This window comes from Aquimarina macrocephali, assembly GCF_051627225.1.
GTDB lineage: Bacteria > Bacteroidota > Bacteroidia > Flavobacteriales > Flavobacteriaceae > Aquimarina > Aquimarina macrocephali.
The window spans coordinates 2,972,574-2,986,770 of record NZ_CP151795.1; the positions used below are offsets into that span (position 1 = coordinate 2,972,574).

Annotated in this window: 14 protein-coding genes; 10 read left to right on the forward strand and 4 right to left on the reverse strand. The window is 33.3% G+C overall.

Annotation, left to right across the window (positions count from 1 at the left end; translation table 11 throughout):
- Positions 1–117: 117 nt before the first annotated feature.
- Positions 118–888 (forward strand): hypothetical protein, encoded by a 771-nt coding sequence (locus AAFU52_RS12835; protein ID WP_024770591.1) that lies wholly within the window; start codon positions 118–120, stop codon positions 886–888.
- Positions 889–949: 61 nt separating this feature from the next.
- Here the strand turns inward: AAFU52_RS12835 and AAFU52_RS12840 are convergent, their stop codons facing one another.
- From AAFU52_RS12840 to AAFU52_RS12850, 3 genes are all read right to left on the reverse strand, one after another.
- Positions 950–1,480: an inorganic diphosphatase gene (locus AAFU52_RS12840; RefSeq protein WP_106794783.1), complete on the reverse strand. Its 531-nt coding sequence runs from the start codon at positions 1,478–1,480 to the stop codon at positions 950–952.
- Positions 1,481–1,691: 211 nt separating this feature from the next.
- The gene (locus AAFU52_RS12845; RefSeq protein ID WP_438422213.1) at positions 1,692–4,190 is read right to left on the reverse strand and encodes a DUF5686 family protein; all 2,499 of its coding nucleotides are present in this window, start codon (positions 4,188–4,190) and stop codon (positions 1,692–1,694) included.
- Between the two features lie 116 nt (positions 4,191–4,306).
- Entirely contained in the window at positions 4,307–5,314 is a 1,008-nt protein-coding gene (locus AAFU52_RS12850; RefSeq protein ID WP_438422214.1) for a pyruvate dehydrogenase complex E1 component subunit beta, read from the reverse strand.
- 233 nt (positions 5,315–5,547) lie between these two features.
- On the opposite strand from AAFU52_RS12850, the gene AAFU52_RS12855 reads away from it, so the two are divergent.
- The 9 genes from AAFU52_RS12855 to AAFU52_RS12895 all read left to right on the forward strand — a co-directional run bounded on the left by AAFU52_RS12855 (position 5,548) and on the right by AAFU52_RS12895 (position 13,820).
- Positions 5,548–6,294: an electron transfer flavoprotein subunit beta/FixA family protein gene (locus AAFU52_RS12855; protein ID WP_024770595.1), complete on the forward strand. Its 747-nt coding sequence runs from the start codon at positions 5,548–5,550 to the stop codon at positions 6,292–6,294.
- A gap of 104 nt (positions 6,295–6,398) precedes the next feature.
- Positions 6,399–7,367, forward strand: coding sequence for an electron transfer flavoprotein subunit alpha/FixB family protein (locus AAFU52_RS12860; RefSeq protein ID WP_024770596.1), 969 nt, complete (start codon positions 6,399–6,401; stop codon positions 7,365–7,367).
- An 86-nt stretch (positions 7,368–7,453) separates the two neighbouring features.
- The gene (locus AAFU52_RS12865) at positions 7,454–8,071 is read left to right on the forward strand and encodes a bifunctional nuclease family protein (protein WP_024770597.1); all 618 of its coding nucleotides are present in this window, start codon (positions 7,454–7,456) and stop codon (positions 8,069–8,071) included.
- Between the two features lie 51 nt (positions 8,072–8,122).
- Positions 8,123–9,826, forward strand: a complete 1,704-nt coding sequence (locus tag AAFU52_RS12870; protein WP_438426637.1) for a NupC/NupG family nucleoside CNT transporter — start codon at positions 8,123–8,125, stop codon at positions 9,824–9,826.
- A gap of 143 nt (positions 9,827–9,969) precedes the next feature.
- Entirely contained in the window at positions 9,970–10,794 is an 825-nt protein-coding gene (locus AAFU52_RS12875) for a thymidylate synthase (protein ID WP_024770599.1), read from the forward strand.
- 23 nt (positions 10,795–10,817) lie between these two features.
- On the forward strand, positions 10,818–11,243 hold the full coding sequence (locus AAFU52_RS12880; protein WP_438422215.1) for an energy transducer TonB: 426 nt from the start codon (positions 10,818–10,820) through the stop codon (positions 11,241–11,243).
- A gap of 111 nt (positions 11,244–11,354) precedes the next feature.
- Positions 11,355–12,524 carry an ergothioneine biosynthesis protein EgtB gene (gene egtB, locus AAFU52_RS12885; RefSeq protein ID WP_024770601.1) on the forward strand — a complete coding sequence of 390 codons (1,170 nt, stop codon included), beginning with the start codon at positions 11,355–11,357 and terminating at the stop codon, positions 12,522–12,524.
- 17 nt (positions 12,525–12,541) lie between these two features.
- On the forward strand, positions 12,542–13,516 hold the full coding sequence (egtD, locus tag AAFU52_RS12890; RefSeq protein ID WP_024770602.1) for an L-histidine N(alpha)-methyltransferase: 975 nt from the start codon (positions 12,542–12,544) through the stop codon (positions 13,514–13,516).
- A gap of 22 nt (positions 13,517–13,538) precedes the next feature.
- The gene (locus AAFU52_RS12895) at positions 13,539–13,820 is read left to right on the forward strand and encodes a DUF427 domain-containing protein (RefSeq protein WP_438422216.1); all 282 of its coding nucleotides are present in this window, start codon (positions 13,539–13,541) and stop codon (positions 13,818–13,820) included.
- A 75-nt stretch (positions 13,821–13,895) separates the two neighbouring features.
- On the opposite strand, the gene AAFU52_RS12900 is transcribed toward AAFU52_RS12895, so the two are convergent.
- Positions 13,896–14,192 (reverse strand): isoamylase early set domain-containing protein, encoded by a 297-nt coding sequence (locus tag AAFU52_RS12900; RefSeq protein WP_024770604.1) that lies wholly within the window; start codon positions 14,190–14,192, stop codon positions 13,896–13,898.
- Positions 14,193–14,197: the final 5 nt, after the last annotated feature.

Here is a 14,197-nt window from a genome sequence, read left to right on the forward strand (position 1 = left end):
GCAATAATTTTAAATAATTGATCGTACGAAAAATGAAAAAAACTACTGTTTTCGGGGGAGTAAATTATGATTGTGATGCTCTATTTTTGTGTAAGTTTAAAAAAGAAAGATAGATGTATGATTTTATATTTTTATAGAACTGCGTTTCTGATAGTGTTTTATAGTATTTTTTTTATAAATTCTTCAAATGCTCAATATGCATTTGAAAAACATTCTGCACCATTCTACAAAACATATAATACGTGGAAAGAATATGATAAGATAGCCACTAAAGGAACCTATGATTGTACTTTATCGATAGATCAATTTTTTGATAATAAAGATAGTTTAACGATCCAATTAACCTGGTTCGCTGCCCAAATCGATTTTGGGATGATTCGTATTTTTCGCAATAAAAGGCAAATTCAAAAAATGAAACAATCAGGTTCATTTTCTCCTTTAACTATGAAAGGAGGACTTGTTATGGTGTCGGATATTAATGGTGATGGGTATAAAGATGTAAAGATGATACAACAAGGTACAGGAAACGGAGTGATGGGTATGCTCGTTAAGGTCTTGTATTTATTTCAAAAAAATGATGCATTATTTCAAAAAATATCTTTTGATGATATGGTGTTTGAGGAGCATCGAGCAGAAAGAGATGTTGATGATGATGGTAATCATGAAATCATAACAATGAATCTGGAGCATGCTAATGGACACAGTTATTGGGCTTATAATGTTTTTGAGTATAGTGATGAGAGTTTAAGAAATGTAAATTTTAAAGTAGATTATCCAATTCTTATTCAGTATACATACAAAAGGAATTATGAAATTACTCAACATATGAGTATGCTTCAAATGAAAAAGTATGAAAGAGAATTTCCTTCTGAGTATGATGTAAAATAAAAAGCATGGGGTTTTCTTTAAAAGAAAACCCCATGCTTTTTAAAGTTCTTAGAATTGATATTTAGTAAATACTAAATAATCCTTTTGGTTTGTTTTCTAGTTCATCAAAACGTTTAATACAGGCCTTGATAATATCTTTAGCTTCATCAATATTACCCCATCCACCTACATCAACTTTTTTTCGCTCTAAATCTTTATATACCTGAAAAAAGTGTTCTATTTCTTTTATTAAATGAGGATTCATTTCTTTTAGATCGGCAAGTCGACTTGCAATAGGATCAGAAACAGGAACACATATGATTTTTTCGTCAGGTCCTTTTTCATCTGCCATATGAAAAACACCAATAGGTTTAACTTCCATTACACAACCAGGAAATGTTGGTTCTGTAACTAACACTAAAACATCTAGAGGATCTCCATCTAAAGCCAGAGTTTCAGGAATAAATCCATAATCTGCCGGATACATCATAGAGGAAAAGATCATACGATCATATCTGATTTTTTTTATATCAAAATCGTACTCGTATTTATTTCTACTTCCTTTTGGTATTTCAATTAGTACGTCAAAGCTTTCTTTAGTAGCTGTACTCATAATTCTATTCTCTTTTTAATGGGCGGCAAATATAGGTATTACAAGGGGTTAGTTAAAATTTATAAAGAAAAATTATTACTTTTTTAGTTAAATCTTAATATTGTGATGAACTAAAAGGTTTTTAGATAAAAATACACGGTAACAATACAGAAAAATATAATGATTGTATGATGCAATCGATGTTTTTAAACCAGTATACAGTAATCTTTTTCTAGAAATAAAATCCAAAAGATCCGGTAACTCCAAATTTACGAGCATCTGGATTATCGAAATAGTTCCCTCTAAAATGAAAATCTATTCTGAAAACCTTAAAAATATTCCCTACACCCAAACTATATTCCCAATAAATTTCGTCATTTGGAGCTCCTACACTTTGTAAAAACCCTGAAGCATCGATTGCGATGTTTTCATTAGATAACTCTCCCCAAACACCTCTTATACCAACCAATTCTCTAAGATTTAGTTTTCTTAGTAACGGGATTCTAGAAAATATTCTACCATTAAAATTATGTTCTAAGTGAAGAGAGGTATAAGTATCTGTAACAAATTCATAATAGTTTAATAATGGAAAAGTATTATATATTGAAAGATAAGTTTGATTTCCTGGGATAACACTTAACAAGCCTAAAGGGACTTCGCCAAATGTTTTTCCAACTTCCAGTGAGCTGTTTAATACACCGAAACCTCCAATGTTCCATGGTTGTCGGTAGAAAAATTGTAATTTTTGATATTCAAAATCACTTTCTATTAAACCCTTTACACCAACACTATAATTTAGAAATAGAGTTGAAAAATCCCCATCATTTACAACAATTCTATCTACACCATATCCTGTAGTTTTCCTACCTGGTGTATATGTAATTTGTGTTGCTATTTCGGTTTGTTTGATCTGAGTACGTAATTCATTGGTTTCGGGATCAAGAAAATCTAAGCTAAATAATGAACGATCTGCTGGTTTTAAAGTTCTATAGGATCCTGTGACTCCAATTGTTAGGTTTTTTTTGGGTTCTATTTGCATAGAAAAAGCAGACAGATTGATAGATGTAAGTCTATCATTATCTCCAGTAGCAATAACAGAAGAGGAGGCCAGACTTCTCCCTTCAACATTATTAGTATTGGTTAGACTGGCACCAAGTTGCTCTACATCTCGTCGGTTTCCGGCAGCTACGATAAGTCTTGATTTTCGATCGACAAGATATTTTCCTGAAATCCCATATTTAAACTTATTGTCTTTAAAACCGTAAGCACCATATCCTTCGATACGCCATCTATCATTAGAAGTAAAATAGGTTCTACCACCTGCTCTAAGTCTAAACCCTTCAATATCATTAAATCCAATAGTATTAAAAAGTGGTCCAAAATCAAAACCATTAAACTCTACGTACCCCGAAGCTAATATGGTTCCAATATTATAAAGGCGTTTAAAAGCTTTTACCGTTTTAAGAGTGTCGAGCAGTTTGTAAACTTTTTCTTCATCTTTATTAAGTTTTTCCATTCTGGCATTAGCCCAGAAAGAATCCTCCCTATTATAAATGTCTTGATTATATGGATCTACTTGGCTTTGATAGAATTTGTTGTCCTTTTTTATGTCAAATTTATAATTGTCATATAAAGTTGTTCTTTTACCATATACTCCGCGTGATTTTTCTTTCTTACTAAAAGCGAAATCAGACTGAAAGTAATCTTTTGTAATTAGAAAAATAGAATCATTTAGCACATCGAACTCTTGTTCGATATATAAATCTTTTACCCAGTTAATATTGGCACTCTTTGTAACTTCTAAGTTTATTTCTTTAATAGCCCATGTAGTATCATTTACCCAAAAATCGCCTTTAAAAGTCAATTCGTTTTTTCTTCTGGGGTAGTATATGATATTATAACACCATTTGTTGCCTATATAGGCACTATCTGTTAAGACATAATTATATACGCTAATCCCGGTTCGAGATAGTGGACTGGTAAAGCTTTTGTCAAAGAATTTTAAATAATTTTCATATACATCGTAATCAGAGTACAGATCTTTAACAAATGCAATTAAAGTTTGATTATCACTAAATCCGGCATTTTTATTTCCTGCTAGTACTTCTTTCTCTTGATTGATTATATTATCACCATATACTTTAGAAAGAGCTTCATTAAGAAAAATAGGCAAATAGGTTTTTCCGGTTATTCTCGACGTATCTACATCATCAAAAATAAATTCCATACCATTAAAAATCCTACTATTGACCAAAGCACTATCAATAGTGTTGAGGTCAAATTCTAATTTTTCATATTTATCATAGGTATATTGTTTAAACTTCTTAACTCCATTTTCCCGTCTATTTTTCCAGATTTTTCTTAGAATATCAATAGCGGGATTATTCTTTTTAGAAGTTTTTCCTTTGTAAATAACAACTTCATCCAATGCAGCGGCTTCCTCTTCGAGGATGATTTCCATCTTATAAGTAACCCGTTTGGTTAGCTTTATAGTTTTGGTTTTAAAACCAATAAACGAAACTTTGACATTAGAATAATTGTTGTCGGATTCCATATAGAACCTACCATTTTCATCGGTTATGGTACCTATAGTAGAATTTGCAAATACAATATTAGCAAAAGGAACAGGTTGCTTATTATTATCATAAACCTGGCCACCAATTTTAGTTTGTGAATAAAGAAATGTACCGCTACATAAAGTAAAAAGTATTCCTAAAATCAAATGTCTCATCTAAAATTATTAAGATTAATACTTGTGATAATTAGTGGATCACCTCAATTTTTGGGCCATTTTTGTATTTGATGGTGTTCCGAAAACTGATGAAACGCAAAATAAAGGAGTTCATTTTATTTATACATCACTTTTTTAACAGCTTTAACAACATCTTTACTGTTTGGTAACCATTCTTCTAATAATTGAGGAGAATATGGAGTTGGTGTATCTGCTGTATTGATTTTTATAATGGGTGCATCTAGATAGTCGAAGATATTGGATTGCACCTGATATGTGATTTCTGAAGAAATATTAGCTAAAGGCCAAGCTTCTTCAAGAACAATTAATCGATTTGTTTTTTTGACAGAAGTAAATATAGCATCCAGATCTAAAGGACGAACAGTTCTTAAATCTATAATTTCACAGGAAATATTTTCTTTAGCTAATTCATCTGCTGCTTTATAAGCTTCTTTGATAATTTTTCCAAATGAAACAATGGTAACATCATTACCTTCTCTCTTAGTTTCTGCTACTCCAAGAGGAATTGTAAATTCACCTTCTGGTACTTCACCTTTATCACCATACATTTGTTCACTTTCCATAAAGATAACGGGATCGTTATCTCTAATAGCAGATTTTAATAACCCTTTGGCGTCTTTTGGATTTGAAGGAACCACTACTTTTAATCCTGGTGTGTTAGCAAACCAATTTTCAAAAGCTTGTGAGTGTGTAGCTCCTAATTGACCTGCAGAAGCAGTAGGGCCTCTAAAAACAATAGGAATGTTAAATTGACCACCACTCATTTGGCGCATTTTTGCAGCGTTATTAATGATTTGATCTATTCCGACCAATGAAAAATTAAACGTCATGAATTCGATAATTGGTCGATTACCATTCATGGCACTTCCAACACCAATACCAGCAAAACCTAATTCAGAGATAGGAGTGTCAAGAACTCTATCTGGACCAAACTCGTCCAGCATGCCTTTACTCGCTTTATACGCTCCGTTATATTCTGCAACTTCTTCACCCATTAAATATATGGATTCATCTCGTCGCATTTCTTCAGTCATTGCTTCGCAAATTGCTTCTCTGAATTGTATGGTTTTCATGTGCTTCTTTTTATTGTTTTTAGTCGACACTGTTTATTTTTGGAATTAAAATTATCCGTATATGTAACACTTAATGATAATTTAAATTCTACTAATTTTATTTTAAAAAAATATTTTGTGCCATAACGAAGGCAAAAGTAGCAATTAAAACCCTTTGATAGGGGTTGAATATTGAAAAAATTTATTATGCGTGCATAGTAAATTATACTTTTTATTTGTACCTTCGCTTTTATTATTAAATTCTCAAAAAATACATATATAAAATGAAAATATTAGTTTGTATTAGCCATGTGCCAGACACAACTTCCAAAATTAATTTTACGGATGGAGATACTAAGTTTGATACCAATGGAGTGCAATTTGTAATTAATCCTAATGATGAATTTGGATTAACTCGTGCAATGTGGTTTAAAGAAAAGCAAGGAGCATCTGTAGATGTTGCAAATGTTGGTGGTCCAGAGACAGAGCCTACTTTGCGTAAAGCTTTGGCGATTGGTGCAGATAATGCTATTAGAGTAAATACTGAAGCTACAGATGGTTTTTATGTTGCTCGACAATTAGCAAAAGTTATACAGGATGGTGGTTATGATCTAGTTATTGCTGGTAGAGAATCTATTGATTATAATGGAGGTATGGTGCCTGGGATGATTTCTGCTCTTACAGGTGCTAATTTTGTAAATACATGCATCGGTTTAGAAGTCGAAGGAGATACGGCAACAGTTACTCGCGAAATTGATGGAGGGAAAGAAACTTCTACAGCTAAATTACCTTTAATCGTTGGCGGACAAAAAGGACTGGTAGAAGAAAGTGATTTGCGTATTCCGAATATGAGAGGAATTATGATGGCCCGTAAAAAACCACTTACCGTAGTAGAGCCAATTGAAGCAGATCAGGGAACAAAAGCTGTTCAATTTCAAAAACCAACTCCAAAAGGAGAGGTAACATTAGTAGCTCCTGATAATGTAGATCAATTGGTTGCATTATTACACAACGAGGCTAAGGTGATTTAATTGAAGACTAAATCATTCCGAATTCCTTTCGGAGTCTTTTGAAAATTAACAAAACAATCAAACAGTTCCTGAAACAGATTCGGGAAAAATTAAACAAAATTTTTATGTCAATTTTAGTATATACAGAAAGTGAAGGCCAAAAATTTAAAAAAGCCGCTTTCGAAGTAGCATCTTATGCAAAAGAAGTTGCTGCTATGCTTGGTACAACTGTAACCGCTGTAAGTATAAATGGAGGAGATAGTAGTGAATTAGGAGCGTATGGAGTAGATAAAGTTTTAGAGATAAAAAATGATAAACTATCTACATTTAATGCAAAAGCATATGCAGATGCAATAAAACAAGCAGCAGTACAAGAAGGAGCAAAGGTTGTTGTGGTAAGTTCTACAGCAGATAGTAAATTTTTAGCACCTTTATTAGCTGTGCACCTTAATGCGGGATATGCATCTAATGTTGTAGGGTTGCCAGAAAGTGCTTCTCCTTTTAAAGTGAAACGTACTGCATTTACCAATAAAGCATTTAATGTTACAGAAATACCAACTGATGTTAAAGTGATTGGTCTATCCAATAATGCTTTTGGTCTTAAGGAAAATGCTGGATCTGCAACTTCTGAGGCTTTTGATCCGTCACTTTCTGATGACGATTTTGGAGTACAGGTAACCGCTGTGGATAAAGCTACAGATAAGGTTTCTATCGCAGATGCAGAAATTGTAGTATCAGGAGGACGTGGATTAAAAGGTCCTGAAAACTGGGGAATGATAGAAGAGCTGGCAGAAGTGCTTGGTGCCGCTACCGCATGTTCAAAACCAGTAAGTGATATGGGATGGAGACCTCATAGCGAACACGTAGGACAGACAGGAAAACCAGTTGCGTCAAACCTGTACATAGCTATTGGAGTTTCTGGAGCTATTCAACACTTGGCAGGGATTAATGCCAGTAAAGTAAAAGTGGTGATTAATAACGATCCCGAGGCACCTTTCTTTAAAGCGGCAGACTACGGAATAGTAGGAGATGCTTTTGAAGTAGTGCCAAAACTTATTGAAAAATTAAAAGAATTTAAATCGAATAACGCATAATTTTCATAAATTGTGCCCAATTAGGGGCTGTTTGAACCTATGTAAAAATCCGCATATTCAAACAGCCCTTTTTTATTGAGAGCAATATGAGTTTAGTTCGACTGAACATAAAAGGAATATCATACAGTCAAACCCAAAATGGTGCTTATGCGCTAATTTTAAGTGAGGTGGATGGAGAAAGAAAGTTGCCAATTGTTATAGGTGCTTTTGAGGCGCAATCTATAGCTATTGCTTTAGAAAAGGAAATAAAACCGCCAAGACCACTTACCCATGATCTTTTTAAGAATTTTGCAGATCGGTTTGATATTATAGTGAAGCAAGTAATTATTCATAAACTGGTAGACGGTGTCTTTTATTCCAGTGTTATTTGTGAACGCGATAAAATTGAAGAAATCATTGATGCCAGGACAAGCGATGCTATTGCATTGGCCTTACGATTTCAAGCTCCTATATTTACATATAAAAATATTTTGGATCAGGCTGGTATATATCTTAAAGTAAATCCTAAAAAGGATGATGAGACTGATCCCGAAAGTCTTTTGGTAGATGAACTGGTTTCTGATGATGTTGAAATGGTAGGTAAAGAAACAAGTTATAAAGACTTATCTATTGAAGAACTCAATCGAATGCTTGATCAGGCAGTTACTAATGAAGACTATGAATTAGCAGCAAGGATTCGCGATGAAATTTCCAAACGAGGCTAATTTGTATGTCAGCATTAAAGATCTAATCTATTTTAAATGAGTTCAATTTTTATGAAGAAAGGATTACTTACTTTTCTGTTATCACTATTTGTTTTCACCATATTATCAGCACAATCCATAGAGAAAAAATGGATTTTAGAAAAAGTTAATGGAACTCCAGAAGAAACTTTTGCCGTTAAAAATGGAGATTACCTTTCATTAGAACAAGGCCAGTTTTCATATTCTTTTAATGGTGCTTCAGAAACGCTACAAGGAGATTATTTACAGCAAAATAGCGTTTTATTACTTTTCCCCGAGACAGCTCAGGATTCCCTAATACGATATAAAGTTACTACCTTAACTGATTCTACGCTGGTCATTTCAAAAAATAATATATCATATGCTCTTACTACTCAGGAAGAAACTGTACAAGTAGCTCCTGTTGCAGAAGTTAATCAACTTATACCTAACCAGGGTTTCTCTTTTAGTAGTTTATGGAGAGGTGTTTTAGGAATGATAGCACTTCTGATAATTGCATTTTTATTTAGCAGTAACCGAAAAGCTATTAATTGGAAAACAGTTGGATTAGGTGTCGGATTTCAATTAATAATTGCTATTGGAGTTTTAAAAGTACCGTTTGTTCAAACGATATTTGAATGGGTTGGAGGCCTATTTGTTAATGTTTTAGACTTTACTAGAGCGGGAAGTAAATTTCTGTTTGAAGGTTTGGTTGTAGATATGGATACTTTTGGTTTTATATTCGCTTTTCAAGTATTACCAACTATTATATTCTTTTCAGCTTTAACTTCCTTATTATTTTATTTAGGTATTATTCAAAAAGTAGTAAAAGGCTTAGCTTGGTTGTTGACCAAAGCACTCAAGATATCTGGAGCAGAAAGTTTAAGTGTTGCTGGTAACATCTTTTTAGGTCAAACAGAAGCGCCTCTATTAATTAAAGCATATTTAGAAAAGATGAATAAGTCTGAAATGCTATTAGTTATGATCGGTGGCATGGCAACTGTTGCTGGAGCTGTACTGGCAGCATATATTGGGTTTTTAGGAGGAGACGACCCGGTTTTACGATTACAATTTGCAAAACACCTATTAGCAGCATCAGTAATGGCAGCTCCTGGAGCAATTGTTATTTCTAAAATACTATTTCCGCAAACAGAAAAAATTAATACAGACGTGCATGTTTCTTCAGAAAAAATAGGATCTAATATTTTAGACGCTATAGCAAACGGAACAACTGAAGGCTTAAGACTAGCTGTAAATGTTGGTGCTATGTTATTAGTGTTTGTAGCCTTTATTGCTATGCTGAACGGTGTGTTAAGTTGGGTTGGAGACATCACTTCTGTAAATACTTGGATAGCATCAAACACAGCCTACCAAAGCTTATCTCTTGAACTTATTTTAGGTTATCTTTTTGCGCCATTAATGTGGATGATTGGAGTCGCCAAAGAAGATATAGCTTTAATGGGTCAACTCCTAGGAATTAAATTGGCAGCAAGTGAGTTTGTAGGATATATACAATTAGCAGATCTAAAAAACCCAGCTAGCGCACTACATTTTACCTATAATAAATCTGTGATTATGGCTACTTATATGCTATGTGGTTTTGCAAATTTTGCTTCAATCGGGATACAGATAGGTGGTATTGGTTCTTTGGCACCTGGTCAGCGAAAAACATTGTCTGAATTTGGTATGAAAGCACTGATCGGAGGTACGATAGCATCCCTGTTATCTGCTACAATTGCTGGAATGATAATAGGATAATAGTTTAATTCATAATGTATTGTTAAAAACTATTGTACAACAATCCTTAAATCAATAAATTAAAGAGTATCTCGTATGCTATTTTTTGTATATTTGGAAAGCACTTTTAACTTTAAAGATTAACATAAACTGTAAGAGAGAATATGAGGCAATATCTTGATCTTGTGAATCATGTAATTGAAAATGGAAATGCAAAAGAAGATCGAACTGGAACAGGTACAAAAAGCGTTTTTGGTTACCAAATGCGTTTTGATCTTAGTGAAGGTTTCCCTATGGTTACTACCAAAAAACTACATCTAAAATCTATAGTTCACGAATTATTATGGTTTTTGAAAGGAGATACTAATATAGGTTACCTTCAGGAAAATGGTGTTCGTATCTGGAATGATTGGGCCGATGATAATGGAGATTTAGGTCCTGTATATGGTCATCAATGGCGTAATTGGGATGGTAATGAAATTGACCAAATCAAGGAAATAGTAGAGACGCTTAAAAACAACCCCGATAGTAGACGTATGTTAGTATCTGCCTGGAACCCAAGTGTCCTGCCAGATACATCAAAGTCATTTTCTGAAAATGTAGCTAATGGTAAGGCAGCATTGCCTCCTTGTCATGCTTTTTTTCAATTTTATGTTGCTAATGGCAAGCTATCTTGTCAATTGTATCAGCGTAGTGCAGATATTTTTTTAGGAGTACCATTTAATATAGCTTCTTATGCCTTGTTTACCATGATGATGGCGCAGGTTTGTGGCTATGAAGCAGGTGAGTTTATACATACTTTTGGAGATGCTCATATCTATAATAATCATACAGAACAACTAGAACTTCAGCTATCTAGAACACCTCGAAAATTGCCCAAAATGATACTTAATCCAGAGGTGAAAAATATTTTTGGCTTCGTTTTTGATGATTTCAAGTTAGTAGACTATGATCCACACTCTCATATAAAGGGAAGGGTTGCAGTTTAAGCCCAAATTTTAAATGAACTACGATGAAAAAAACATTACTTATTTTAACACTTTTGCTTTCAGGAATTTCTTTTTCCCAGGATGCAATAATTTTATCGCAGGAAAATGCGAATGAAAAAGGAATCACACCGATGTGGCCAAAATGTGATCGATCAAGACAGGCCCCTACTCAATGTTTTGACCAAAAATTGAGAAATCATATTATTCAAAATTTTGAGTACCCAGAAATTGCTATGAACGAAGGATTGAGCGGTACAGTAACGGTAGAGTTTATTATAAATAAAAAAGGAAAGGTAGAAGTACTTGAAGTTACAGGAGCACATAGATACTTACAAAGAGAAGCTATTAGAATTATTAGAGCCATACCTAAGATGAAACCCGGTAAATGGGGAGAAAAACCAATAGCCATCGCTTATACTGTTCCAATTACTTTTAGAAAACCACAGTAATATATAGATTAGATATTCTAATTTTAACATTGGATTAACCTTGTTATAGGATAAAAAATAATAAAAATCAGTAAATTTGAGTGTATACGTAAGTCGTATACACTCTTTTTTATGATCATTACAGATAACTTAATAACTTCCTTTTTAATAACCCGATCAGATACCGAAGAAATTTGTGCTCCTCTCCAGATAGAGGATTATGTCATCCAACCTATTGTAGATGTTTCTCCTCCAAAATGGCACCTAGGACATACTACCTGGTTTTTTGAAGAATTCATTCTATCAAAATATGTGTCAGGTTTTAAACGATTTCATCCAGAGTATGCCTATGTTTTTAATAGTTATTATGAAAGTGTTGGGAAACGGGTAATACGTACCGATAGGGGAAATCTTTCTAGACCAACAGTAAGTGAAGTATATGAATATAGAGATTATATTACCTCGCACTTGCAGACTTTTTTAGAGGAAAATGATGATCCAGAAATTAGAGAATTGGTAGAGATTGGCATCCATCATGAAAAACAACATCAGGAATTATTGATTACAGATATAAAATTTATATTGGGAAATAATCCGTTGTTTCCTAAATATAATGATACGTTTTCTGAAAACCCTATTTCTAATGATGATCAAACTCCTGAATATAGTACCGTAGAAGAAGGTGTTTATGAGATTGGATATAAAGGAAATAAATTTTGTTATGATAATGAGCTTGGTAGACATAAAGTATACCTTAGAGAGTATACCATTGCAAATGCACTTGTAACAAATAGAGAATATCTTGATTTTATCGAAGATAAAGGGTATGAAAATAGCTTGTTATGGCATGCAGAAGCCTGGGATTGGATACATAAAGATAACATCAAAGCTCCATTATATTGGCATAAAATAGATGGACAATACTATCAATATACCTTGCGGGGATTAAAAACAGTGGATTATACAGCTCCGGTTACTCACATTTCGTTCTTTGAAGCATTTGCTTTTGCCCAATGGAAAGGAGAGCGATTACCAACCGAGTTCGAATGGGAAACTGCACAATCTCTTTTCAAATGGGGGATACGATGGGAATGGACAGAAAGTGCATATTCGCCTTATCCTAACTACAAAAAAGCTCCTGGGGCATTAGGTGAGTATAACGGAAAATTTATGGTAAATCAGAAAGTGTTGCGAGGAGGATCGGTAGCTACACCACGAAACCATACAAGATCAACATATCGTAATTTTTTTCACCCACACCTTAGATGGCAATTTACAGGATTGCGATTAGTGAAGGATTAATAACTCTATTTTTTCACATGAATTCTAAAGATCAAAAAGTACTGGTTTCTACTTTCGAGAAAGAAGTATGCGAAGGTTTAACTGCGTTTCCAAAATATTTATCGTCTAAATTTTTTTATGATGAAATAGGAGATGAACTCTTCCAACAAATAATGGCGTTACCAGAATATTATCTCACACGAGCAGAATATGAAATTTTTGAAACTCACAAATCTGATATTATTCAAAAATTTGATACCCATAAAGAAGGTTTTGACTTAATCGAATTGGGAGCAGGTGACGGGAAAAAAACAAAAGTGTTATTGCAAGAATTGTTAAATCAACACTATAATTTTACTTATAACCCTATTGATATTAGCGAAAATGCTATTGATGGATTGGTAAAAAACTTAAACCAGGAAATGCCTGGAGTTGCTGTACAAGGACAAATAGGTGAGTACTTTGAAGTCTTAGATCGATTAAAGCATATGAGCGACCGTAAAAAAGTAATTATGGTTCTGGGATCTAATATAGGTAATCTATTACACGCAAGGGCCATTCAGTTTTTGAAAAAATTATACAATGCAATGCATACTGGTGATCTACTTTTTATAGGGTTTGACCAAAAAAAACACCCCCAGAAAGTTTTGGATGCATATAACGACAAATCTGGAGTAACAGCAGCTTTTAATAAAAATGTTTTAGCAAGAATCAATAAAGAACTTAATGGAAATTTTGATCTGAACAAATTCATGCATTGGGAAACGTATGATCCCGAAAATGGAACTGCTAAAAGTTATTTGGTGAGCAAAGAAAAACAAACTGTCGATATTGATAATTTGTCGTTGCAAGTTCACTTCGAAGCCTGGGAAAGTATTCATACCGAGATTTCTCAGAAATATGATGATGATATTGTAAAGTGGCTGGCAAAAGAATCTGGTTTGAAAATTGTGAAATCTTTTTCAGATCAGAATAACGATTACAAAGATTATCTAATTACAAAAGAAGAATAAAAAACAAAAAAACACCCAGAATATGAAAGCAATTTGGAACGGACAAGTGATAGCAGAAAGTAATGACACCAAAGTGATAGAAAATAATCATTATTTTCCGCCAGAAGCAATAAAAAAAGAATTTTTTAAGTCCAGTGATATGCATACCAATTGCCCATGGAAAGGAGTGGCATCGTATTATACAATCGAGGTAGATGGAAAAGAAAACAAGGATGCGGCATGGTATTATCCAAATACCAGTGATTTAGCAAAACAAATTAAAGATTATGTTGCCTTTTGGAAAGGTGTTGAGGTTGTGGATTAACACGTTTCAACACCTTATAAGATTTTATTAGAGTTAAAAATTAATTTAACCTGATAAAAGCTGAAGTCTTTAGTTTTATATTACAAGTAAACTATTATCTGTAGCAGCAAAATCGTTCCACTGATATCCATCAGCTTCGATTTCATTTGTCCATTCACCATCTACAATATATTTAAATTCAAATTTATTGTCTTTAGGAAGATTGATGGTTCCTTTAAAGTTTCCATTTTTTAACTTTTTCAAAATGGTAGCTTCTGTATTCCACTCATTAAATTCTCCAGCTACGCTAACATTATTTGCTTCTTTCGCAGGAACAATAAAAGTAACTTTACAAATAGGTTTAGATTTTAAATATTGCTTAGTAATCGCCATAATTT

Excerpts from the sequence above, each read along its gene's own strand:
- AAFU52_RS12835 (WP_024770591.1), top strand. The coding sequence starts at position 118 with ATGATTTTATATTTTTATAGAACTGCGTTTCTGATAGTGTTTTATAGT.
- AAFU52_RS12840 (WP_106794783.1), bottom strand. The coding sequence starts at position 1,480 with ATGAGTACAGCTACTAAAGAAAGCTTTGACGTACTAATTGAAATACCA.
- AAFU52_RS12845 (WP_438422213.1), bottom strand. The coding sequence starts at position 4,190 with ATGAGACATTTGATTTTAGGAATACTTTTTACTTTATGTAGCGGTACA.
- AAFU52_RS12855 (WP_024770595.1), top strand. The coding sequence starts at position 5,548 with ATGAAAATATTAGTTTGTATTAGCCATGTGCCAGACACAACTTCCAAA.
- AAFU52_RS12860 (WP_024770596.1), top strand. The coding sequence starts at position 6,399 with ATGTCAATTTTAGTATATACAGAAAGTGAAGGCCAAAAATTTAAAAAA.
- AAFU52_RS12865 (WP_024770597.1), top strand. The coding sequence starts at position 7,454 with ATGAGTTTAGTTCGACTGAACATAAAAGGAATATCATACAGTCAAACC.
- AAFU52_RS12870 (WP_438426637.1), top strand. The coding sequence starts at position 8,123 with ATGAAGAAAGGATTACTTACTTTTCTGTTATCACTATTTGTTTTCACC.
- AAFU52_RS12875 (WP_024770599.1), top strand. The coding sequence starts at position 9,970 with ATGAGGCAATATCTTGATCTTGTGAATCATGTAATTGAAAATGGAAAT.
- AAFU52_RS12880 (WP_438422215.1), top strand. The coding sequence starts at position 10,818 with ATGAAAAAAACATTACTTATTTTAACACTTTTGCTTTCAGGAATTTCT.
- egtB (WP_024770601.1), top strand. The coding sequence starts at position 11,355 with ATGATCATTACAGATAACTTAATAACTTCCTTTTTAATAACCCGATCA.
- egtD (WP_024770602.1), top strand. The coding sequence starts at position 12,542 with ATGAATTCTAAAGATCAAAAAGTACTGGTTTCTACTTTCGAGAAAGAA.
- AAFU52_RS12895 (WP_438422216.1), top strand. The coding sequence starts at position 13,539 with ATGAAAGCAATTTGGAACGGACAAGTGATAGCAGAAAGTAATGACACC.
- AAFU52_RS12900 (WP_024770604.1), bottom strand. The coding sequence starts at position 14,192 with ATGGCGATTACTAAGCAATATTTAAAATCTAAACCTATTTGTAAAGTT.